15 protein-coding genes are annotated in these 20,713 nt (G+C 55.6%); 13 read left to right on the plus strand and 2 right to left on the minus strand.

From position 1 onward, the window contains the following. The 7 genes from LAP85_22205 (at position 1) to prsK (ending at position 11,837) form a co-directional block, all read left to right on the plus strand. The gene (locus LAP85_22205) at positions 1 to 1,371 is read left to right on the plus strand and encodes a hypothetical protein (protein MBZ5499121.1); all 1,371 of its coding nucleotides are present in this window, start codon (positions 1 to 3) and stop codon (positions 1,369 to 1,371) included. A gap of 400 nt (positions 1,372 to 1,771) precedes the next feature. Next, positions 1,772 to 1,951 (plus strand): hypothetical protein, encoded by a 180-nt coding sequence (locus LAP85_22210; protein MBZ5499122.1) that lies wholly within the window; start codon positions 1,772 to 1,774, stop codon positions 1,949 to 1,951. A 176-nt stretch (positions 1,952 to 2,127) separates the two neighbouring features. Beyond that, complete coding sequence (locus tag LAP85_22215) at positions 2,128 to 6,714, plus strand: fibronectin type III domain-containing protein (GenBank protein ID MBZ5499123.1); 4,587 nt, start codon at positions 2,128 to 2,130, stop codon at positions 6,712 to 6,714. Between the two features lie 245 nt (positions 6,715 to 6,959). After that, complete coding sequence (locus LAP85_22220) at positions 6,960 to 7,421, plus strand: hypothetical protein (protein MBZ5499124.1); 462 nt, start codon at positions 6,960 to 6,962, stop codon at positions 7,419 to 7,421. A gap of 171 nt (positions 7,422 to 7,592) precedes the next feature. Continuing rightward, on the plus strand, positions 7,593 to 8,639 hold the full coding sequence (locus LAP85_22225; GenBank protein ID MBZ5499125.1) for a GNAT family N-acetyltransferase: 1,047 nt from the start codon (positions 7,593 to 7,595) through the stop codon (positions 8,637 to 8,639). Positions 8,640 to 8,790: 151 nt separating this feature from the next. Next, complete coding sequence (xrt, locus tag LAP85_22230; GenBank protein ID MBZ5499126.1) at positions 8,791 to 9,708, plus strand: exosortase; 918 nt, start codon at positions 8,791 to 8,793, stop codon at positions 9,706 to 9,708. Continuing rightward, a complete protein-coding gene (gene prsK, locus LAP85_22235; protein MBZ5499127.1) occupies positions 9,705 to 11,837 on the plus strand; it encodes a PEP-CTERM system histidine kinase PrsK in 2,133 nt (710 codons plus the stop codon). The genes xrt (LAP85_22230) and prsK overlap by 4 nt, the downstream gene beginning before the upstream one ends. A 68-nt stretch (positions 11,838 to 11,905) precedes the next feature. Here the strand turns inward: prsK and LAP85_22240 are convergent, their stop codons facing one another. Next, a complete protein-coding gene (locus LAP85_22240; protein ID MBZ5499128.1) occupies positions 11,906 to 12,301 on the minus strand; it encodes a GxxExxY protein in 396 nt (131 codons plus the stop codon). A gap of 144 nt (positions 12,302 to 12,445) precedes the next feature. On the opposite strand from LAP85_22240, the gene prsR reads away from it, so the two are divergent. From prsR to LAP85_22260, 4 genes are all read left to right on the plus strand, one after another. Further along, positions 12,446 to 13,798, plus strand: coding sequence for a PEP-CTERM-box response regulator transcription factor (gene prsR, locus LAP85_22245; protein ID MBZ5499129.1), 1,353 nt, complete (start codon positions 12,446 to 12,448; stop codon positions 13,796 to 13,798). A 108-nt stretch (positions 13,799 to 13,906) separates the two neighbouring features. Further along, on the plus strand, positions 13,907 to 16,195 hold the full coding sequence (locus tag LAP85_22250; protein MBZ5499130.1) for a tetratricopeptide repeat protein: 2,289 nt from the start codon (positions 13,907 to 13,909) through the stop codon (positions 16,193 to 16,195). Positions 16,196 to 16,323: 128 nt separating this feature from the next. After that, positions 16,324 to 16,569 (plus strand): Arc family DNA-binding protein, encoded by a 246-nt coding sequence (locus LAP85_22255; protein MBZ5499131.1) that lies wholly within the window; start codon positions 16,324 to 16,326, stop codon positions 16,567 to 16,569. Next, positions 16,550 to 17,269 (plus strand): type II toxin-antitoxin system VapC family toxin, encoded by a 720-nt coding sequence (locus LAP85_22260; protein ID MBZ5499132.1) that lies wholly within the window; start codon positions 16,550 to 16,552, stop codon positions 17,267 to 17,269. Before LAP85_22255 ends, LAP85_22260 begins: the two co-directional genes overlap by 20 nt. Positions 17,270 to 17,752: 483 nt before the next feature. Here LAP85_22260 and LAP85_22265 read toward each other — a convergent pair whose 3' ends face one another. Further along, positions 17,753 to 18,439: a hypothetical protein gene (locus LAP85_22265; protein MBZ5499133.1), complete on the minus strand. Its 687-nt coding sequence runs from the start codon at positions 18,437 to 18,439 to the stop codon at positions 17,753 to 17,755. Between the two features lie 793 nt (positions 18,440 to 19,232). On the opposite strand from LAP85_22265, the gene xrt (LAP85_22270) reads away from it, so the two are divergent. Both xrt (LAP85_22270) and LAP85_22275 read left to right on the plus strand, forming a co-directional pair. Further along, positions 19,233 to 20,156: an exosortase gene (gene xrt, locus LAP85_22270; GenBank protein ID MBZ5499134.1), complete on the plus strand. Its 924-nt coding sequence runs from the start codon at positions 19,233 to 19,235 to the stop codon at positions 20,154 to 20,156. A gap of 98 nt (positions 20,157 to 20,254) precedes the next feature. Then, a complete protein-coding gene (locus LAP85_22275; protein ID MBZ5499135.1) occupies positions 20,255 to 20,335 on the plus strand; it encodes a PEP-CTERM sorting domain-containing protein in 81 nt (26 codons plus the stop codon). Positions 20,336 to 20,713 lie beyond the last annotated feature (378 nt).

Consider the following 20,713-nt stretch of genomic DNA (forward strand, 5'->3'; position numbering starts at 1 on the left):
ATGGAACAATCAATCCTACGTTTTGGTGGCGGCACCGACACGACGATAAATCTGCTAACACTCGTCGTACTGTTTGTTTCCGCTCTCATTATCTTGCGTGTTTCTAGACGGCTCGCAGTATTTCCTCTCGTAATCGCTGGATCGATTGTCTCGCTCAGCCAAGTGGTAAATGTGGTTGGCCTGCATTTTACTGCCCTTCGAATTCTGATCTTGTTTGCATGGATTCGTATTGCACTCGATTATGGTCATGGCCGCACAAACAAGCTCCGTTCGCGGTTAACCCAAGTTGATACCGCATTGCTGGCATTTGCGATTTGCCAAGCCTTATGCTTTAACATGCTCTATCACCAAGAGGCAGCCTTAATCAAATCTTTGGGTGTCCTATATGACACGCTGGGCCTTTATTTCCTATTCAGGATATTTCTAACAAATGACCTTGACAACGATCGCTGTATCAACATTCTTGCCATCTTGAGCGTCTTTTTTGCGGCATTCATGACAATCGAACAGATCACGGGACACAACCTCTTAAGTGTATTCGGTGGCGCTCCGCTTGACAGCACACTTCGTGAAGGCAGACTCAGATCCCAAGGATCCTTTGCACACCCCATCCTTGCCGGTGTGTTTGGTGCCACGCTTTTGCCTATTTTTTGGAACGAGTGGCGTCAACGGACTGCGCAACGCAAATCTGCTGCATTTGGCCTGATCGGGTGCACAGTTATGACCTTAACCTGCGCCTCAAACGGTCCTCCTTTAGCATATCTGGCGGGGGTAGTTGCTCTGGGTTTTTGGCCTCTTCGCAGTCGAATGCGGTCTGTTCGCTGGATTCTTGCCGGAGCAATTGTCTCTCTCCAACTAGTTATGAAGGCTCCAGTGTGGGCCCTGATTGCGCGCGTCGATTTTATCGGCGGCTCATCGGGATATCACCGCTATCAACTTGTCGATCAATTCATAAGGCACATATCGTCATGGTGGCTAGTTGGTACAACCGACACGAGCAGTTGGGGTTTTTTTTTGTTCGATACCGCTAATGAGTACATTGATGTAGGTGTGACGGGTGGCATCTTTACTCTAGTCCTGTTTGTATGGATACTAGTGCGGGCGTTTGGACTGCTGGGGACGACGCGCTCAGTTCCTACCGCCAATATCACGAAACAACGTCGGCTTTGGGCTTTTGGAGCAGCACTTTTTTCCCACGCTGTCGCCTTTATGGGCGTCAGCTATTTTGATCAGACACGGATCTTATGGTTTTTACTGTTGGCAATGATTTCGGCGGAAGCGGGGACTCCGCACATAAGCGCATCGTCTCGCTCCGCCACCCATGCGTCTCTCGATATGCCAAATTTCACAAGAAGCTTTATCAATTCGTAGGTCACAAAGCGTCCATATGATCTGGGCAGGCTATGTCATAGGTCAAAGTGTGAATCGTGCTCCTAATCCATGCGCCGGACCGCTCATTCATTTCCGATAAATTGGGTTTTGTCTACTTGGCGGCGTCTGACTTGGCATCAATATTTGCTGTCGTTTTGTGCGTTCAGAAAGGATGGAGAGGTGGCGCGGTGGTTTGTGCGTGCTGATGTGCTAACTGCGAGGATTTATCTCCGTGGCTGCTGACCGTATTGAATCAACAATCTGGATCGACCTGGATAACACGCCTCACGTGCCGTTCTTCAAACCTATATCAGGATGCTGATGAACCAGCTGTTTGTGGCCAATTCATTGCAAAAGGAAATCCCTCCTTTAACGTATTTCTATGGTAAGGAGGCAATCGATGCGCGGATCGGACGAACAGCAAGAATGGATGTTCAGTTACATCTCGGCGGAGAAAGGCGTGCCCAAGGATCATCCACTTGAAGCTATTCGCAATATGGTTGATGTCGTTCTCAAAGATCAATGGCCGCTCCCTCAATACCTGTATCTCAAAACAGGTCGCCCATTGATTGCACAGTAATGATCTCTGCGCACTATTCTGAGCGGCTTATCATGGAACAACTTGACTACAATTTGCCGTTCCGCTGATTCTCGCCACTTCGCGCTTGACGAAACTACGTCTTCGTGGGATCGCCCCGGGAAAAGCTGGCGAACGCGGACCATGCTTGCTGTTCCTCAACGATGCCAGTTTTTGCCATGTTTAAACAGATAGCAATAGCCTTTCTCTTGATCATCGACATGCACCCTGGCCTATGGTGTGCCATCCACGTGCAGGGGCCTGCTACGATACCGGATATCGAGCGCCGGGCGTTGGTCGCACTGTACCAGGATACCAACGGCTCAAACTGGAACACAAAATCTAATTGGCTTGGCGCCGCAGGCAGCGAAGATACATGGTATGGAATCCATATTACCTCCGGGAACGTGACATCGATTGATTTGGCCGACAATAACCTCGTCGGCTCGATCCCTCCGGAACTCTCCGATCTCACCGAGCTGAAAGAGTTAAGGTTGGGGGGGAATAGCCTAGCCGGGACCATTCCCGCAGCGCTGGGGAACCTGGCGCATCTCGAAGTCCTTGCGCTCGAAGTCAATCAGTTGACCGGCAGTGTCCCGGCGGAGCTGGGCAAATTGTCCAACCTGCACTCGTTGTACTTATATGCCAACCGCCTGTCGGGCTCTTTGCCGGCTGAGATCGGGAATCTTACAAACCTGAACATGCTCCACCTCTTTGGCAATCAACTGACCGGGGCGATCCCGGCAACCCTCGGAAATCTCCTGGAACTGGACACCCTAGTCATTAGCAATAACCAGTTGAGCGGATCAGTCCCTGCCGCGCTTGGCCGACTCACCAAATTGCGGTTTCTCTACTTGAATGACAACAACCTCAACGGAACGGTACCGCCGGAACTGGGCGCACTGCTTAATCTGGTCGCGCTCTTCCTCGAAAATAATTCCCTCAGCGGGGGCATCCCGGGGCAGCTGGGCGCGCTGGCGTCATTATGCTGGCTCGATCTCTCCACCAACCAATTCACAGGATCCATACCAGTGGAGCTGTCTGCCCTGCCGAAATTAGAAGGCATGTGGCTGGCGAGAAATTCCCTGACGGGAAGCATTCCTTCACAATTCTCCGCACTTGCCAACCTGGAGAACCTCTGCCTCTCGCACAACAGGCTCTCGGGGACGATTCCCACAGACCTGAGGGCACTATCCAAGCTGCAGACCCTTCAGCTCGATAACAATCAGCTCAGCGGAGGGATTCCTGCAGAGTTTGCGGATCTCACTGCATTGTACGAGCTGGCTCTCAGCAACAACCTGCTTTCCGGGACCATACCGCCCGAGTTGACAAAGCTCACAAAGCTCGCGCTGCTTTCCCTGGACAACAACCAGCTGAAAGGATCGATCCCGAGCCAGATCGGGAATCTCGCCGGCTTGACGCGCCTCGCTTTGAGCGCCAATCTCCTCACCGGCACCATTCCCGACAACCTGGGAAGCCTGGCAAACCTTCAAAGCCTCACGCTCGATGCCAACTCACTCACCGGCCAGATTCCCGTGACTTTTCAGAAGCTTCGCAGCCTTCAATACCTGTCTCTGAGCAACAACCTGCTCGACGGGAACATCCCCTCCGGGCTTGGCGGTCTCTCCGGCATGAATCGCCTGTACCTCGACCATAACCGGCTAAGCGGTGCGATTCCTCCCGAGTTGGCAAACCTCGCCTCCCTGGACATCCTTGATTTGAGCGGCAACTTGCTGAGCGGAATGATCCCGTCCGCCTTCCGCCGGCTGTCCGGGATGTCGCGCCTCGATCTCTCCGGCAATCAGCTCAGCGGAAGTATTCCAAGAGAGTTGGGTGCGCTCCAGAATCTCACCGTTCTCTCGCTCGCCGACAATCAGCTCTCAGGCATCATCCCGCCCGAACTCGGCGGCATTTCGGGTTTGCGGGAGCTTTTGCTGCAGCGGAATCTATTGAGCGGACCCATCCCGGCGCAACTCGGCAACCTCCAGGCGTTGACGAGGCTTGAGTTCCAGGAAAACCAGCTGACCGGGAACCTTTCCCCAGAACTCGGTTCTCTAAAGAATCTAGTATGGCTCTACCTGGACAAAAATAAGTTGATAGGGGGCATTCCGCAGTCGTTTGGAAATCTTACGCAGCTGCAATGGTTGTCCCTCAGCAGCAACCAGTTGTCGGGAACGATCCCCACCTCTCTGGCTAATCTCACCGGCCTCCGATGGCTGGCCCTAAACGGCAATTCTCTTTTCGGGAACATTCCCGATTTTTTCTCCAGCCTGCAGGCTCTCGAAGTCGTGTCGCTGGGAGAAAATCAGCTGAGCGGGTCGATTCCGGGCTCTCTCGCAGGCCTGGGTAACCTGCGGTCGCTGGATTTGAGCGTCAACCTGCTGACTGGCTTAATACCATCGCAGCTGGGCAACCTGCCGAACCTGCAGCAGCTTCTGCTCGGCGGCAACAATCTGAACGGGAACATCCCCACGCAGCTGGGAAGCTTGGCAAAACTTCAGGCGCTCGACCTCAGCGCCAACCAGCTGAGCGGCCAGATTCCCGACGAGCTGGCAAAGCTTACTGCGCTCGACAAGCTCCTGCTTGATCGCAATGCCCTGACCGGATCTATCCCCTCGTCGCTGGCAGCCCTCACGGGCCTGCAGGTTCTCATGCTCGGCGACAATCAAATGCAGGGGAGTATCCCGCCGCAGCTGGGCAGCATGAGCGCGCTGCAAGTACTGAGCCTGGCGCGCAACCGGCTTTCCGGCTCCATCTGCGCCACGCTGTCAGCCCTGGCCGACCTGCGCATCCTCTCTCTTGAAGGAAACGCGCTCTCAGGCACGATCCCGCGCGAACTCGGCGGAATGCCGGCGCTCAAGGTTCTTACACTCGCCGACAATCAATTGAGCGGTTCCATCCCCGTCGAACTTGGAAACCTCGGTGCACTCGAATCCCTCTCCCTGCGGTCCAATCAGCTGCAAGGGACCATCCCGGCGAGCTTCACGCGTCTCACCCAGATGCTTGGCGGCCAGCTTGATGTCGACTGGAACAGGCTGTCCCCCGAAAACGCCTCGGTAAGCGCGTTCATCGATCTCAAATCAACCGACCCGTCCTGGAAGGGAGCACAGGTAGTGCCGCCTGCCGGCATTGCGGCATCCACGGTGACTGCGAGCACGATACGCCTGCGCTGGTCCCCGCTCGACTGGCCGTCCATCGCGGGCAGCAGCGGCAAATATGAGATCTACATCCAGTCAGCCGGCGAATCAGCGTTCAAATCCTGGGGCATGACCAAGGACTTTGCCCAGTCGACCGCCGTGATCACCGGACTAAATCCCTCGACTCAATATCGGCTCAAGCTCCGGTCGATCACTCCGGCCCACGCATACAATTCCAGCGCCCTGACAAGCGACTTCAGCCCCGAAATCCTGGCAACAACTGCGCCAATGACCAACCTGTACTTTCCCATGTTTTCTGAAGACCCGGACGGCTGGACCGGCTTCGCGGTGTCGAACAGCTCGGATGTCGACGCCGCCGTGCGCTTCTCGGCATTCGACGCCACCGGCGCCCCTCTGCCGTACCCCGTCGGGTCCTTCGACTTCGATATCCCGGCCGGCACCCAGCTGGCGCAGATGGGATGGCAGATCTTTCAGGCGCAAAACGTCCTCAGCCATAAAGGCTGGATGAGCTTGATGTCCGATAACCCTTTTCTCGGCTCTTTTTTCCTCTTTGGGAACGGGCGGTTGACGCAGCTGGACGGTGGAGTCCCGTCGACCCGCCTGGCGGCCAAACTTCTCTTCACCCGGGTCTATGAAGGCCCCGGAAGCTATCGCGGTGAAAGCGCTCATACCTACCTGAGTATCGCCAATCCCAACAGTTCGAGTGTCACTCTCCGCCTTACGCTGTTCTATACCGGCGGGGCAAACGGGACTTACGGCACGTTGGTGAGGACGCAGACCGTGCAGCCCAATTGTGAACTCCATGGAACCGTTGCGGAGATCTTTGGAACTTCGCAGCCCGTCCTCGGCGGGTACGTCGTTGTCGAAGCAACCAGCGGCGGAGGAGTGGCCGGATTCGAACTCGTCGAACTCCCCGACAGGCAGACCATCCTGGGAGTGCCGCCATGGGATGATTTCAGCGCACGTTCGCTGTATTCGGCGCAGCTTGCGGAATTTGCCGATTACTTCTATACCAACCTCAAGCTGGTGAATACCAGTGCTTCCACCAGACGGGTCTCCGTGCTGGCAGTCCGCGACAACGGCGTGCCGGTGGCAGCGCCCGTGGCGCTATATCTCCCTGCTGGGGGGACGCTCGAGCAGGATATCAGCGGGATTTTCCCCGCAGGGTCGGAAATGCAGGGGTCACTGAGCATTTCGGCGGACGGGGACGGGGTCGTGGGAGACGTCGTTTTCGGCGATCCACGAACCTCGCAATACGCTGCCTGCCTGCTGCTTCAGAGCCAATCCTTCACCAAGGCAGTTTTCAGCCAGGTGGCCAACGGCGCCGGCTATCAGACGGGGATTGCACTATACAACCCAGGGCAAGTTTCAGGCGATGTTCACGTTTCGGTTTTTGAGCCTGACGGCTCCCTGTACGGTGACGCGATGTTCACACTCCCTGCCGGTCAGCGGGTGTCGAAGCTCCTCGAAGAGGTGGTGAAGGAAAGCGCCGGCCAGGTAAATGGGTATATTGTCATCGAGTCGACGCAACCCCTGATTGCGCAAGCGTTGTTCAGTGATTGGAAGCAAATGCTGGCCGCGATTCCGCCTACGATTTTAAGGAATTAGCAGGGGAAAAAGCAAAAGCTCAACGCAGAGGACGCTGAGGGCGCAGAGGAAACCTCAGGAGAGGCACTGGTAAGTAGGCGATGAAATATCTTATCCGGATGGGGACGCTTTGTTGCTTATGTGGACTAGTATGTACAACCGCATTTGCCGGGCCGCTGCGGATTGCGTGGGACCCGCCTCCCAATTATTGGATCGCGGGATACCATGTGTACCGCGCCGATAGATCAGGAGGTCCATACAAACGCTTGACCAAAGACCCGGTCACGAAGTGCGAATACTCGGATGAGACGGCGGTGCCGGGGAAGAAGTATTTCTATGTCGTGACCACTGTGGGGGCGGACGGCAAAGAGAGCGCGTTCTCTTCGGAGTTGGCGGTCACGCTCGCCAACTACGATGCCGCGCCGGAACCGGGGGCGCTGATCGCGCGCGCCGCCAAAGATCTGACCGTGCACAGCGGGGATACGGTCCTGCTTACCGGAAATCACCGGGACCCGGAAGGGAAGAATGTCACATATCAATGGAGTCAGGTCCGGGATCCTATTCCGGGAGCTATTTCAGTGACACTTTCTGGCAGCGACCGGGCCGAGGCAAGCTTTCTGGCGCCCATCGTCATCGCAAAGACCGAACTGATGTTTGCTCTCACTGTCACGGATGTCCAGGGCGGCAAGACGGTGGACTACATCCGCGTGACGGTGCTTCCCCGATGATTTTTTCGCTATTCGCTGTTCGCTCTTCGCTTTTCGTTCTGGTGGCTCTTGGCTTTCAGTAATTGGAAGCCGAAAATGAAATCGCCTATCTTCGACAGCCTTAATATCTCCCCAAGCCACTATCATTCATTCGGAACGAAGAGCGAATAGCGAACCACTGACGGAAGCTGCATGAATCATCACATCATTGATCCCTTATCGGATCCGAGGTGGGGGCGCCTCGTCGAGAGGCATCCGAAGGCGTCTGTTTTTCACACGGCGGGGTGGCTGGAGAGCTTGAGGCGCACTTACGGATACAGGATATTCGCCTTGACCGCTTCGCTGCCTGGACATGAATTGGAAACGGGCATTCCTTTCTGCCATATCAACAGCTGGTTCACAGGTCAGCGGCTGGTGTCACTTCCGTTCTCCGATCACTGCGATCCCCTGATAGATCAGCCCGGGCGAGTTTCGAGTCTGCTGCGTTCATTGCAGGCGCGCCCGGAACTGGGAAACCGGAAATATGTGGAACTTCGTCCGCTTGATGCCGCATGCGGGGTCGAGACGACGGCGACCGGGTTCACTTGCTGCGCGCGCTTCTACTTTCACCGGCTTGACCTTCGTTCGGGACCCGGCGCGATCTATAAGCGTTTTCACAAGGACTGCGTCCAGAGGAAAATCCGCCGCGCCGAGCGCGAGAAACTGACCGTCGAGCAGGGACAATCGGAACGTCTCCTCAGGGATTTCTATCGGCTGCACCTTCGGACGCGCCGGCGGCAGGGACTTGTGCCGCAGCCGTTTGCCTGGTTCCAAAACCTCGCCGGATGCCTCGGACCGGCAATGCAGGTCCGGGCAGCCTACTTGAAGAATCAGCCCGTAGCGGCCATCGTCACGCTGAGGCATCGGGATCGCATCGTCTACAAATACGGCTCTTCCGACGCAAGGAGCAATGCGCTGGGGGGAACGCAGCTGCTTTTTTGGAGCGCCATTCAGGAAGCCTGCGAACAGGGATTACACGAGTTCGACCTTGGGCGCACCGGCTGTGATAATCCCGGGTTGATCATATTCAAGGAGCGTTTGGGAGCCACGCGCAACGACCTTGCATATGTGAGATGTCCGGCACCGATTACATCAGGTGCCGGAAAACCATACTTTCACGTTCTGAACCGAGTCCTCTCTTGGGCGCCGCTGAATCTCTTGAGGGCCGCGGGCGCACTGTTATATCGACATGCAGGTTAATGCACAACAGTCGAACCCGGGCGCAGCAAAATAATGTTCTCCATGGCGTCTTCGCGTCCTGGCGTCTTGGCGTTTGCTTTTCAAACCGCGAAGTCGCCAAGACGCCAAGCGCAATTTCTGGACAGATCTTCATTGGAATCAGAATGATCCTATGGCTATGACTTTGACTGCAACCGCAAGGATGAGCATTAAGACGAGAGGCTTTCTGTTTACAGCAGTCTTTCTCGCTTCGATATTGGCAAACCTGGCGTTTTTCAAACAGCTGGTTGAGTTTTCGATCCACAATGAGTTTTCATCGCACATTTTCTTTATTCCCTTGCTCAGCCTTGCCCTCATTTTCCGCAAGAGAGCCACGATTTTCAAAGATGTCAGCCACTCCGTGCTTCTGGGAGGGACCATCTCGGTCATCGCAGTAGCTCTTCTGATCTCGGAAAGCCTGGTGAAAAATGGGCTGGACGCTTCGGACGCTCTATCTGCAAGGGCACTTACAATCGTGATTCTGTGGGCCGGGATGTTTCTTTTCTTTTATGGAACTGAAAGCTTTCGGAAGGCGCTTTTCTCAATGCTCTTTCTTGTGCTCATGGTCCCGATCCCAAGGACTCTGCTCGAAGTCATTATATCCGCGCTACAGAGGGGCTCCGCCGATATGACCGCACTGCTGTTCAAGATAACAGGCACGCCTTACTATCGTGACGGCCTGACGTTTGTGTTGCCCAGGATCAGCATCGAGATTGCCACTCAATGCAGCAGCATACGATCCAGTTTGGCCCTGCTGATCAGCTGCCTCCTTGCCGGCCACCTGATTCTTAAGACCTTTTGGCGCAAGTCGTTCTTCGCGCTAGTGGCTGTGCCCATGGCGATGATCAAGAACGCCATACGAATTGTGACTTTGTCACTCCTGTCGATCCATATCGACAGGCGATTCATCGTAAGCAGCGATCTGCACCACGAGGGAGGAATCGTCTTCTTTTTGACAACGCTGCTACTCCTGTGGCCCGTGCTCTGGCTTTTGCGACGATCGGAGCGCGAGACGGGCTTACCTAAAAGAACTGATGTGAAGGCTGCATGAGCTCAATCCTGTACCCGCAGAGCGCAACGCTTTCTTTCATTGCTGCGACTCTCACCCTGTTGCTGGCGTGCCTGGTCACGATCCGCGACCGACGCTCCTTTGCCAGTCGAAGCTTTATCGCGTCTCTCGCACTGCTTGCGTTGGCCCAGCTGTTCAGGGGCCTTAGCGCCGATGCCGGGGCTCCCGAAGACTCGATCTATTGGGAGAAAGTGCGCATTGCGGTTTCGGCCCTGCAGCCGGGAACGTGCTTACTCTTCTGCCTCGCCTTTGCGCGGACGGAATATAGAAAGTATCTGGTGGGCTGGAAGTATGTGGTTGCCGCAGTATTTGCCTTGCCGGTGCTGAGTGTGGTCGCTCTTTCGGAATCCATCTTCGAAGGACTTCCCGTTCAGGGCTCCTCGGGCCAACGCATCATTCCGCTTGGTTATGGCGGCAAGATCTTTTACTCGCTTTTCCTCGTGTCCGCTGTCCTGATCCTTGCGAATCTCGAGCGCACCCTGCGCGCATCCACGGGCCGCATTCGCTGGCAGATCAAGTTCATCGTCCTGGGCATGAGCGGCATTTGCGCCGTCTGGGTTTACATCAGCAGCCAGGCGCTGATCTATTCGGCGCTGGATACGTCGCTGGCTATGCTGGCCCCGGCCGTTCTTATTGCTGCCGACCTGCTGTTTGCCTGGGGGCTCGCGCGTTCGCAGTTTCTCAACGTAGATGTCTATCTTTCGCGGACGACCATCCAATTTTCGCTGACCGCTCTCCTCGCAGGCGTATATCTGGTCACCCTAGGGTTGCTGGCATACATGGTGCGCTTTTTCAACCCGCAGCGCCCTCTTCCGATCGATGCGCTGCTGGTTCTGCTCGCACTGGCCGGTCTCGCAATGCTGCTGCTCTCGGACCGGCTGCGGGAGCGCATCCGGCGCTTCGTGATCTGGCATTTTAAGAGGCCGATGTACGACTATCGCAAAGCCTGGATGGAGCTGACCGAAAAAACCAACTCCCTGGTGCAGGTGCGCGAACTCTGCGCCGCGGTCGCCAGGATCGTGTCGCAGACATTCGGGATACTCTCGGTGAACGTGTGGCTTTGTGACCGGGTAGGAGATTGCCTGACCCTCGAGGGATCAACCGTCTTCACTCCGATCCAGGCCCGGGATCTCGAGAGGAGCGGCGAAAAGGTTTCCGACCTGCTCCGGGCGCTCAAGGGACGTTCGTCGCCCCTCGACCTCACGGAGAGACGAAACGCCTGGGCCGATGAGATCATGCGCGCCAGGCCTGAATACTTTCGTGAATTCGAAATGCGACACATCCTGCCGGTGCAAACCGGCGGGCAGTTGGTCGGGCTCATTACTCTAAACTGCGACCGCGTGGGGAACGCGCCGCTCTCCATGGAAGACCAGGACCTGCTGAATGCCTACGCTTCCCAACTGGCGGCGCGGGTGTTGCAGATGAGGCTGGCGGACGACCTGCGCCGCGCGCAGGAAGTCGAGGCCTTCCAGAGCGCTTCCACCTTCTTCGTCCACGATCTCAAAAACCTGGCTTCGCGCCTGTCCCTCACCATGCAGAACCTTCCTGCTTACTTTGACAATCCGGATTTCCGCAAGGACGCCTTGAAGTTGATTGGGGAAAGCGTCGCCCGGATCGATGCCACCTGCAGTCGGCTGTCTTCCCTAAAACAGAGAATCGAGCTGCGGCTTGTGGAGGGCGATCTCAACGAGCTGGTCGCCAGGATTCTGGACGAATTGGGGGCCAGCATCAAGACACCGCTCAAGCGAAAACTCGGGGCAATCCCACTGATTTCGCTTGATTCCGAACAGCTCCAAAAGGTAGTTACCAACCTGATCCTGAACGCTCACGAGGCGTGCAACGGCAAAGGTTCCATCATCGTCGAGACCGAGACGATCGACCACCAGGTCGTGCTGTCGGTGACGGACAACGGCTGCGGGATAACGCAGGAGTTCATTGAGAACTTGCTGTTCCGGCCATTTCGGACCACGAAAAAGCGCGGCATGGGGATTGGGCTGTACCATAGTAAAATGATTGTGGAGGCGCATCACGGGCGGATCGAGGTGGTCAGCCGCGAGGGAGAAGGAAGCACGTTTCGGGTGATTCTGCCGGTGACGCAAGGGAACCTCTAAGGCTCGAAGGGCTCGAAGAATCTCTAACATCCCCTTCGAGATTCTTCGAGTCCTTCGAGCCTTCGAGGTCATCTTATGACCCTCCGAATCCCATCCTTGATTCGCGCCACATTGAAGTTGATCAGGAATCCAAGATGAAGATCCACCAGCTTCAGCTGTGTCAGGATCTGCGCCAGAAACACCGGCGTCAGCGCCTCGACGGCCTTCAGCTCGCACACGATCCGGTTATCCACCAGCACGTCGAGCCTCACTCCCCAGGGAATCTTCACCCCGTCATACACGAGCGGCACTGAAACCTGGCGAACATGAGGAATGCCCTGCTTCTCCAGCTCGCAGCAGAAGCAGCGTTCATACACCGCTTCGAGCAGACCCGGGCCCAGCGTTGTGTGTACCCTATAAGCGGAGTCGACGACGGCATGTGCGAGCACTTCTTCTCGTGATGTGGGATGATATAGCGCTTGCATGACCCTATTGTTTTGGGAAACCTATAAGTATTTCAGGGATTTTCTCCGAAAAAGGGAACCGCTAAGGCTCGAAGAGTTCAAAGAATCTCTAAGACCCACGTCGAGACCCTTAGAGTCTTTGAGCCTTCGCGGTTAATGATGAGCATGGAAAAGCCGAGAGTGCTGATCACCGAAGATGATGAATTCGTGCGCAATCAGATGAAGTGGGCGCTGAGCGCGCAGTACGAAGTGTCTCTCGCTGAGGACCGGCCATCCGCTCTGGAAATCCTCAAGAGAGAGCAGCCTCCGGCGGTGACGCTGGACTTGGGCTTGCCTCCCTCGCCTGGCGATACCACCGAGGGCTTCCTGGCTCTCGGCGAAATGCTCCGGATCGATCCGTTGCTTAAGGTGCTGGTGATTACTGGTCAAGGCGACCAGGAGAACGCCCTGGAGGCGATCGGGCAGGGGGCCTACGACTTTTTCTGCAAGCCGGTAGATGTCGAGGCGCTGAAGGTTGTCCTCGGCCGTGCCATCCGTGTTTCACAACTCGAGCGTGAGAATCGCGAGCGCATGGCAGGCTCACAGGTCCAGTGCTTTGAAGGCATGCTCGGCAACTGCCCGAAGATGCAGAGTGTGTTTGAGAACATCCGCAAGGTGGCTGCCGCAGATGTGCCTGTTCTGATCGCCGGTGAGAGCGGCACAGGGAAGGAACTGGCGGCGCGCGCGATCCACCGCCTGAGTGCGAGGAACAACGCGCCGTTCGTTACGATCAACTGCGGTGCCATACCCGAAAACCTTCTCGAAAGCGAGCTGTTCGGCCACGAGAAGGGTGCATTCACGGGCGCGCATATGCAGCGCGAAGGCCGGCTCGAGAGGGCGCATCAAGGCACGCTCTTTCTCGACGAGATCGGCGAACTCACTCCGGCTCTGCAGGTCAAGCTGCTACGGTTTCTCCAGGAACACGTCATTGAGCGCGTCGGCGGACGAAAAGGGATTACGGTTGATGCCCGCGTGATTTGCGCTACCAACGCGGACTTGCAAAAGGAGATGGCTGCGGGCCAATTTCGCGAAGATCTCTACTACCGAATCGGGGTCGTGATCATTTCCATGCCGCCGCTTCGAGAGCGCGACGGGGACATCACCCTGCTCGCAGAGGCCCTGCTCCAACGTCTGGCTGTGGAACACAACAAGCCACTAAGCTTCAGCAAGAGGGCCGTGGAAGCCATGGAGGTGTACCCGTGGCCCGGCAACGTGCGCGAGCTGGAAAACAAGCTGAAGCGCGCAGTCATCATGGCCGGCGGAAAACAGATTACGCAGCATGACCTGTCGCTCGTCGGACCCTACGCCGAACTCGAATGCATGGGGCTCAACAAGGCGCGCGAAGCGATCGAGCGCGACCTGATCGAGCGCGCCCTCGCCAGAAACCGCGGCAACCTCACCCGCTGCGCCGAAGAACTCCAGATCGCCCGCTCATCGCTTTATGAGCTGATAGAAAAGCTCGGCATCGCCCGCAAATAGCTGTTGAACCACAAAGACTCAGAGACTCCAAGTTTTAAAAACTCTTTGAGTCTTTGAGCCTTCGAGTCCTCGAGGTTCAGTTCTTCGATAATTCCAGGAGATCCATCCATGAGACCTGCCCTTAAGATCCTTGTTTTTCTGCTTGCAACAACCTTAATCGCCGGCTGCAAAGGCGATCCAAAGGCCCAGCGCGACAAGTACTTCGCCAGCGGCCAGAAATACCTGGACAACAAGCGCTACGAAGAAGCTGCGATCGAGTTTCGTAACGCGCTGCGGCTCGACGGTGGGCACATCAAAAGCCTCTTGGGAATTGCCAAGGCGTTCCAGCAGATGGGTGATCACCAGAACGCGATCGGCGTCTACCAGCAGGTGGTCAAGGTCGACGGGAAAAACGTCGAAGCCAGGCTGCAGCTCGGTCAATACTTGCTGGCCGCGGGCGTCAGGACCCCCGATCTTTTCAAGCAGGCGCAGCAGGATGCGGAGGAGGTCCTGAAGGTCGAGCCGTCGAACATTGAGGCCATCATGCTGCTGGGGAACGCCTACGCCGGCCAAAACAAAAACGACGGGGCCATCGCCCAGCTGGAAAAGGTGCTGTCCCTGGATCCCGCCAACTTGAAGGCTATTTTGAGTTTGGCCGCCGCTCAGTTCCGAAAGAACGATCCGGTGAAGGCCGAACAGGTTTTCAAGGAAGCACTGCAGAAGCACCCGGATTCGCCCCAGGCTCATCTTTCAATTGCCACGTTCTATACCGCCACCCAACGGCTGCAGGATGCCGAGACGAATTATCGCAAGGCCTTCGATCTGGCGCCTACCGATCCGCTCTACCTCTATCCGCTGGTCGGCTATTATATGTCCGCCAAAAAACCTGCCGAGGCAGAAAATGTCTTTAAGGAAGCAGCCGCCAGGCAACCTAAGGCGCGGGAACCACAGTGGGGGTTGGCGGGTTTTTACGCCCAGCAAGGCCACCCGGATCAAGCGATGGCAACTCTCAACGACATGCTGAAGTCGAACCAAAAAGATCGCCAGGTGCTGTTGCGCCAGGCGGAGTTATATCTCGATCAGAAAAACGAAGCCAAGGCGGAGGTGAACATTAGCTCCGTTCTCGCTGAGAACAAGAATGATCCCGAGGCTCATTACCTCATGGGAAAGATTCAACGCCGCCGCCAACAGTTCGACAAAGCGATGGTGGAATTTGAGGCAGCAATCAAATCAAATCCTTCTTTATCCCCAGCATACTTGGAGAAGGCCAGTCTGCTCTTTATGCGCAACGACCTCGACGGCGCTCAGAATACTCTGGATGCGATTCTGCAGCGCGACAACGGATACCTGCCGGCCCGCGGCGCCCTGGCAAAGCTGCTAGCACTACGCCAGAAACCTCAGGACGCGCTCCAACAGGCTGACCAGGTTCTAGCCGCACTTCCGAACAATGAAGATGCGATCGCCGGGCGTGCGGATGCCCTGCGTTCTCTTGGCAGGCTGGACGATGCCAAGAAGGAGTATTTGAGGCTGTGCGACATGCAGCCGCAGAATCCCCTTTACTGGCATGGCTTGGGAACCGTGGAAGCCCTTAAGGGGGATTACACCTCATCCCTGTCCCACTTTCGGAAAGCAATTGAGGTAAAACCGGATCTTATCATGGCAATAAATGATGCTATCTATCTTCACCTTCGAACCAAACAGTACGACGCGGCGATGGCAGAACTCGACCGCGCTGCCAAACTGCGAACACCGCAGGACGAAGTACATCGGTTCCGGGGCCATATCCTGATGGCAAAGGGGGACCTTTCGGGCTCGGAGCGGGAGTTTCAAAAGACGATCGAGCTGAATCCGCAAAACTACCAAGCCTATATCATGCTCGGCCAATTGAACATGCAGCGCAACAATATTCCTCAAGCACTAAAGGAAGTGAATCAGCTGATCGCGAGAAACAGCAAGCTCGCCCCGGCGTTCCTGCTGAAAGCCTTTTACCTCCAATTGGCCAAGGATGTTCAAGGGTCCATGGCAAACTACCGCAAGGTGCTGGAACTGGATCCCGAGAATCCGTATGCCGCTAACAATCTTGCTTGGTTGTTGTGCGAAAACAATATGAACCTCCAGGAAGCGTTGTCGCTAGCGAGGACGGCCCGGAAAAAAGCTCCCGACGATCCTGAAATCGCAGACACGCTCGGCTGGATCTACTACAAACTGAAGAACCATACCCTCGCCGTTGACCAGCTGCTTTTCAGCGTCAACAACCGTAAGCAGCCCACGGCCGAGAATTACTACCATCTGGGCATGGCCTACTACGGCCAGGGAAATATCAGCCGGGCGAAGGAATCCCTGAAAAGAGCACTCGAACTCAACCAGTCCTTTCCCGGCGCCCAGGACGCCCGCAAAATCCTAACCCTCCCCGGCTAATAACCTGTGCTTCCGTCCGTTTATCCGCGTCCAAATGCCTTGGCTCTTTCCTCTTTTCCGAGGCCCATCGCGCTTGAAAGGGGAATCATATGATTCCAAAATGGATCTGAATTGGATCTGAGGATCATATGCCGATCAACCTCTCAATCAAAAACGTCCCCGACGAGCTGGAGGAGCATCTGCGGCACAGGGCTGCGCGCAATCATCGCTCTTTGCAGGGAGAGCTCCTTGCCATCCACGAAGAAAGCGCTTATCCGCCACGCAGGATGTCGGTCGCGGAGACACTCAAGCGCGTGCTTGAACTCGGCCTGCGCACGAGGATGGAGTCGGCTGCCATTATCAGAGCGGCGCGTGATGGGCGTCAAGATTGTTGATTCTTCCGCTGTAGCGGCGATCCTGTTTGGCGAGCGCGAAGGGGAATTCATAGCCGCTGCGCTTGAAGGGGAGTCCCTGGTCACCTGCGCACTGCTGCGATTCGAGGTGGCCGACGTGTGCATAAAGAAGATGCATCATTACCCTGCGAAAGCCGCCGAACTTGTTGGCGCCTTTGGTTTCCTCGAGCAAATGGACCTGGATATCCGCGAGGTCAAAATGGATGAAGTGGTGCTCATTGCTGATAAGGCAGGCTTGACCGCTAACGATGTCGCCTATCTCTGGCTTTCCCGGACCTATTCAGCAGACCTGGTTACGCTCGACTCCAATCTTTCTCGCGCCAGTCAGTCCTTGCAGTGGAGCAGCGCACGCGAGCCAAAGTGGGGCCCGGCCGCCGGACGGATTCTCTTTAGCTATCTTCTGAGAATACCCACTTGCTCAAGCCCCTCGAAGATCCCCGCTGACCTGACCTCATCACCCGCCGTTCCTGGTCCCCCATTTTTTCACGCTAAGCGCTCGTTGGCCGCCCTGTGGCTCAGTTACGGCCTCGAGCCCGCCACCTTCACAAATTGCGCACTCGATCAGGAGCTTAGCAACTTTATCCTCTTTTGCCGCGTGTGCAGGTCGGTAACCGCGACGCTCGAGCTATTATTGAAGCGGGGAATAAGGCGCAGATATCCAATGCCGGAGTTTACGGAGTAGATTCTGCGCTTTCACAACAATGAGCCTGCCCGCATGAGAGCGCAGGGATGGAGCGCTGATTTGCGGTACGGCGTCAACGGGAGGCGCAGTTCCCTGTGAGAGGTCTCTATCTTGTGCGCGATCCGCATAGCGTCAACAACAAAATCAGGACACTTACCCCTTTAGTCTGCGGCAATCGGCATGAGCCATTCTTGATTCTAAGCTGCTCTCTCTCCACGACACTGGCCCATCATTTCATAAAGGCGGGAACGTATTTTTCTGGATACAGATAAATGTGGATGGACGCAGACAGCACAAATATAAGCGGCGTTCACCCCCGTCCCTTGTTGTGGGTCCTTTTCCTGAAAATGGTGTGACAGGATTAATCTCGTCGGATGAGCTCGAAAAAATGGTGTGACAGGATTAATCTCGTCGGATGAGCTCGAAAAACAAAAAGGGGCAGCACACTGCTGCCCCTTTTCCCAAGATTGGCTGCTGCGTCGGTTAAGCACGCAGCCTGCGCGAAATCAAGGCCAGACTTCCCACGCCAATCCCTAGGAGCATCAGCGTCAGTCCGCCATCCGGGACACAGACCAACATATCCTGGCGCGCACCGGCAGTGGTGCCGACTTGGCCTGGAGCCCAGAGATTCAAAACAGCCACTGGAATTGTGGTGTTAAGTGCAAATCCGCCATTTGCGATGCCCAGGTTGCGGAACACATTACCGGCGCCCGGATCCGGTGCAACGCCCATAAAGTACCATATCGCAGTCTGAAGAGCTTGAATTTGAGCAGCGGGTCTATTGGTATAGTCATAGTTGGCTAGTTGACCGGTTTGAAACTGGTGATATAGCCACGCTGCGCCCAGTGTTAGACTTACGTTAGTAAAGATGGACTTATTGCTTATGGTTACGTCGAAAGTAGTATTTGGGTACACGAATTCCGCTTCTTCAACGCAGAATGTTTGGAAGGTGTTCGGTAAGCCTGGCAGGTTCTTGGTTACTCCGTCTACGTAACCTTTATTTAGAACCCAAAGGAAATTAGCACTGGGGCTAAATGTGAACTCGCCACCCGTACCGGTTTGAAATGGTCCATAACCGGCGCCGCCGATGGTTGTGACCTGCAACGGACCAGCCATCAATGCTGGCGTCAAAGCGATGCCGACGAGAAGAGCTACCAATGTCCTTTTCATAGCTCATATTCCTTTCTTTCGTGATTCTTCTACGGCTCAAGCATTCCCCGAATCCGAAATAATTTAAGCATTTAGCGTGCCAAACTGCCAAGTTCACCCATCCCATTTGTCGTGAAACTTGTCATTTTATTGAAAATAAATGGGATATTTGCCACAGCATCGCGGATAAATATATCTTGCGCAGCTGTGCCTTTTATGTTTTGCGGCGCAAAAACGTACGGGTTTGGGACACTGCCCCAAAATCATGTTGTCCCGGATTCGATTATCCATTGATATTTAAAGAGTTCTGCGCGTGGCGCGTGAATAATTGAAAGTGTATGGTTGTCCGAACTGTCTGAGATTATCCCTAGCAGTCAGGTAGGACTAACTGAGCGCATTTGAAATACCCCCTCGTTCCGCAAAGTGAGTTGTGTGAAAACCGTCAGATTTTGCCACGGTGCGGCTGTTGCTCCTTAATCACCAAGACTTGGTTAAGTGCGTCTATCGTGCTGGTGTGCAAGGGCCATCAAACTTATTTTTGTCCAGGCGTCCGGATGGTCCCAACTTCGCTGGAGGCAGATCCTCGCCGAGGTAAGCCGTCGGCTCAGCATCGTCCTCTTCGTGCGGATTGATGCCTCCTCCTTGCCCGGTCAAAAAGGCAACCGCAGCTATTTGACCGGCCCTTGACCGCTTCTGGAATCCACGCTATTCTTGCCCCCTGAAAAAAAGTGCCTGCCGTAATCGCTTGGACCGAATGCGCATCCTCGGGCAACAATTGCAGGGCCAGGGATTTGGCATCCGCGGGAGGGCTCTCTTGAATTTCAGTGTCGCTCCGGGTCAAGCATCCGGGCCTGCGAATCGGAGCCAGCTTCCCCCCGGCGCTGGGGCGCTTCGCCGGTTCTTGATATTCGCGGCGTTGTTAGCGCTGTGCTTCGCAGGGCCTTTCGGTAACCTGGTACGATTTGCTTTCGAATCAAACCTGTTCTCATATGTGCTACTTGTGCCTTTTATCTCCGGCTACCTCGTCTGGGTTCGGAGGAAGGATGTGGCGCTCACGGCCCGCGGGGCTTACTTGCTTGCCGCGATCGCGGCTGCAGTGGGTTTCGGGCTGCTCATGGCTGCACGACCCGGTTTCTCTGGAGTGTGGATTGAAGCGTCGGGGAACCTCCTCACGATTCAAATGCTCTCCTTTTCCTTTTTGCTCTGGAGCGGAGGCTTCGTCTTCCTGGGCTGGCAGACGATGCGTGCGCTTGCATTTCCTGCTCTGTTCCTGGTTTTCGTGGCGCCGATTCCACTCTCGATCGTGGGGACGCTGGAGACGGTTCTGCAACATGCTTCAGCAGACTGGTCCTATAGGCTCATCGAACTCGCAGGAATTCCCGTGTACCGATCCGGCATCAACTTTCATATGCCCGGGATCGCGTTCAGCGTAGCTCAGGAATGCAGCGGGATCCGTTCGACGCTCGTTCTGTTTTTAAGTTCACTCGTAGCCGGTCACCTGTTCCTTCGTACGGCCTGGAGGCGATGGGTTTTTGCCTCGATCGTGATTCCCCTAGGAATAGCCCGAAACGCTTTTCGCATTCTCGTCCTTGCCGTGCTGTGTGCGCGAGTCGACCCGTCCTATATCCATTCCTCTATCCACAGGAACGGTGGCCCGGTATTTTTCGTCCTCTCGCTCGTTCCGTTTGGAATAATCCTGTTCTGGCTTTGGCGAACGGAAAGGAAGGGTAAGCGCTAACGCGGAGCCCGTGCGCAAGCTAAAACCAAAGCGAGGAACGAGGCGAAAAAACTCGGTTACAGGCATTTCCCCAATTTCGGAAACAGGACCAGCTGATTATGGTTCCGGAACCGGGCATCCTGCTGCTCTTGGGGATAGCTTTGGTGTCAATAGCCATCCTTGCCAAGTATCGTCCCTAGCACTTAGGACGCGGCAGTAGGATCAAATTGTTCGAGTCTCCCGGATGCATATTCTGCAGCAGGCCAGCGACCCGTTCCGAAGGAAATCCTGGTGACCAAATTCTTAGCTTCCCATGCTGCGGCCGCAAGAGGCTCTCGCATATTGTGATTTCTCTCCGACCGCCCGTTTTCAGACGGTGCTGCCACCAATAGAACTGGCTCAAAATATATAAGGCGGTGCCGTCGGCAGAACTCGCGAATCCCTCTGTGCCTATGATGCTGAGACACCTACCCCATGCTAATTTAATGTAGAGGGTAGGGTGAAAATCCAAGATGGGAATAGCAGAATTGAAGAGAGAGACGGGGATGGTTGCCCCGGAGCGGAGTGAAGGCGAGCGT

Source organism: Terriglobia bacterium (assembly GCA_020072565.1).
Lineage (GTDB): Bacteria > Acidobacteriota > UBA6911 > UBA6911 > UBA6911 > JAFNAG01.

What these genes read in the sequence shown, in the direction of transcription:
- LAP85_22205 (MBZ5499121.1), top strand. Translation starts at nt 1, where the DNA reads ATGGAACAATCAATCCTACGTTTTGGTGGCGGCACCGACACGACGATA.
- LAP85_22210 (MBZ5499122.1), top strand. Translation starts at nt 1,772, where the DNA reads ATGCGCGGATCGGACGAACAGCAAGAATGGATGTTCAGTTACATCTCG.
- LAP85_22215 (MBZ5499123.1), top strand. Translation starts at nt 2,128, where the DNA reads ATGTTTAAACAGATAGCAATAGCCTTTCTCTTGATCATCGACATGCAC.
- LAP85_22225 (MBZ5499125.1), top strand. Translation starts at nt 7,593, where the DNA reads ATGAATCATCACATCATTGATCCCTTATCGGATCCGAGGTGGGGGCGC.
- xrt (MBZ5499126.1), top strand. Translation starts at nt 8,791, where the DNA reads ATGGCTATGACTTTGACTGCAACCGCAAGGATGAGCATTAAGACGAGA.
- prsK (MBZ5499127.1), top strand. Translation starts at nt 9,705, where the DNA reads ATGAGCTCAATCCTGTACCCGCAGAGCGCAACGCTTTCTTTCATTGCT.
- LAP85_22240 (MBZ5499128.1), bottom strand. Translation starts at nt 12,301, where the DNA reads ATGCAAGCGCTATATCATCCCACATCACGAGAAGAAGTGCTCGCACAT.
- prsR (MBZ5499129.1), top strand. Translation starts at nt 12,446, where the DNA reads ATGGAAAAGCCGAGAGTGCTGATCACCGAAGATGATGAATTCGTGCGC.
- LAP85_22250 (MBZ5499130.1), top strand. Translation starts at nt 13,907, where the DNA reads ATGAGACCTGCCCTTAAGATCCTTGTTTTTCTGCTTGCAACAACCTTA.
- LAP85_22255 (MBZ5499131.1), top strand. Translation starts at nt 16,324, where the DNA reads ATGCCGATCAACCTCTCAATCAAAAACGTCCCCGACGAGCTGGAGGAG.
- LAP85_22260 (MBZ5499132.1), top strand. Translation starts at nt 16,550, where the DNA reads ATGGGCGTCAAGATTGTTGATTCTTCCGCTGTAGCGGCGATCCTGTTT.
- LAP85_22265 (MBZ5499133.1), bottom strand. Translation starts at nt 18,439, where the DNA reads ATGAAAAGGACATTGGTAGCTCTTCTCGTCGGCATCGCTTTGACGCCA.
- LAP85_22275 (MBZ5499135.1), top strand. Translation starts at nt 20,255, where the DNA reads ATGGTTCCGGAACCGGGCATCCTGCTGCTCTTGGGGATAGCTTTGGTG.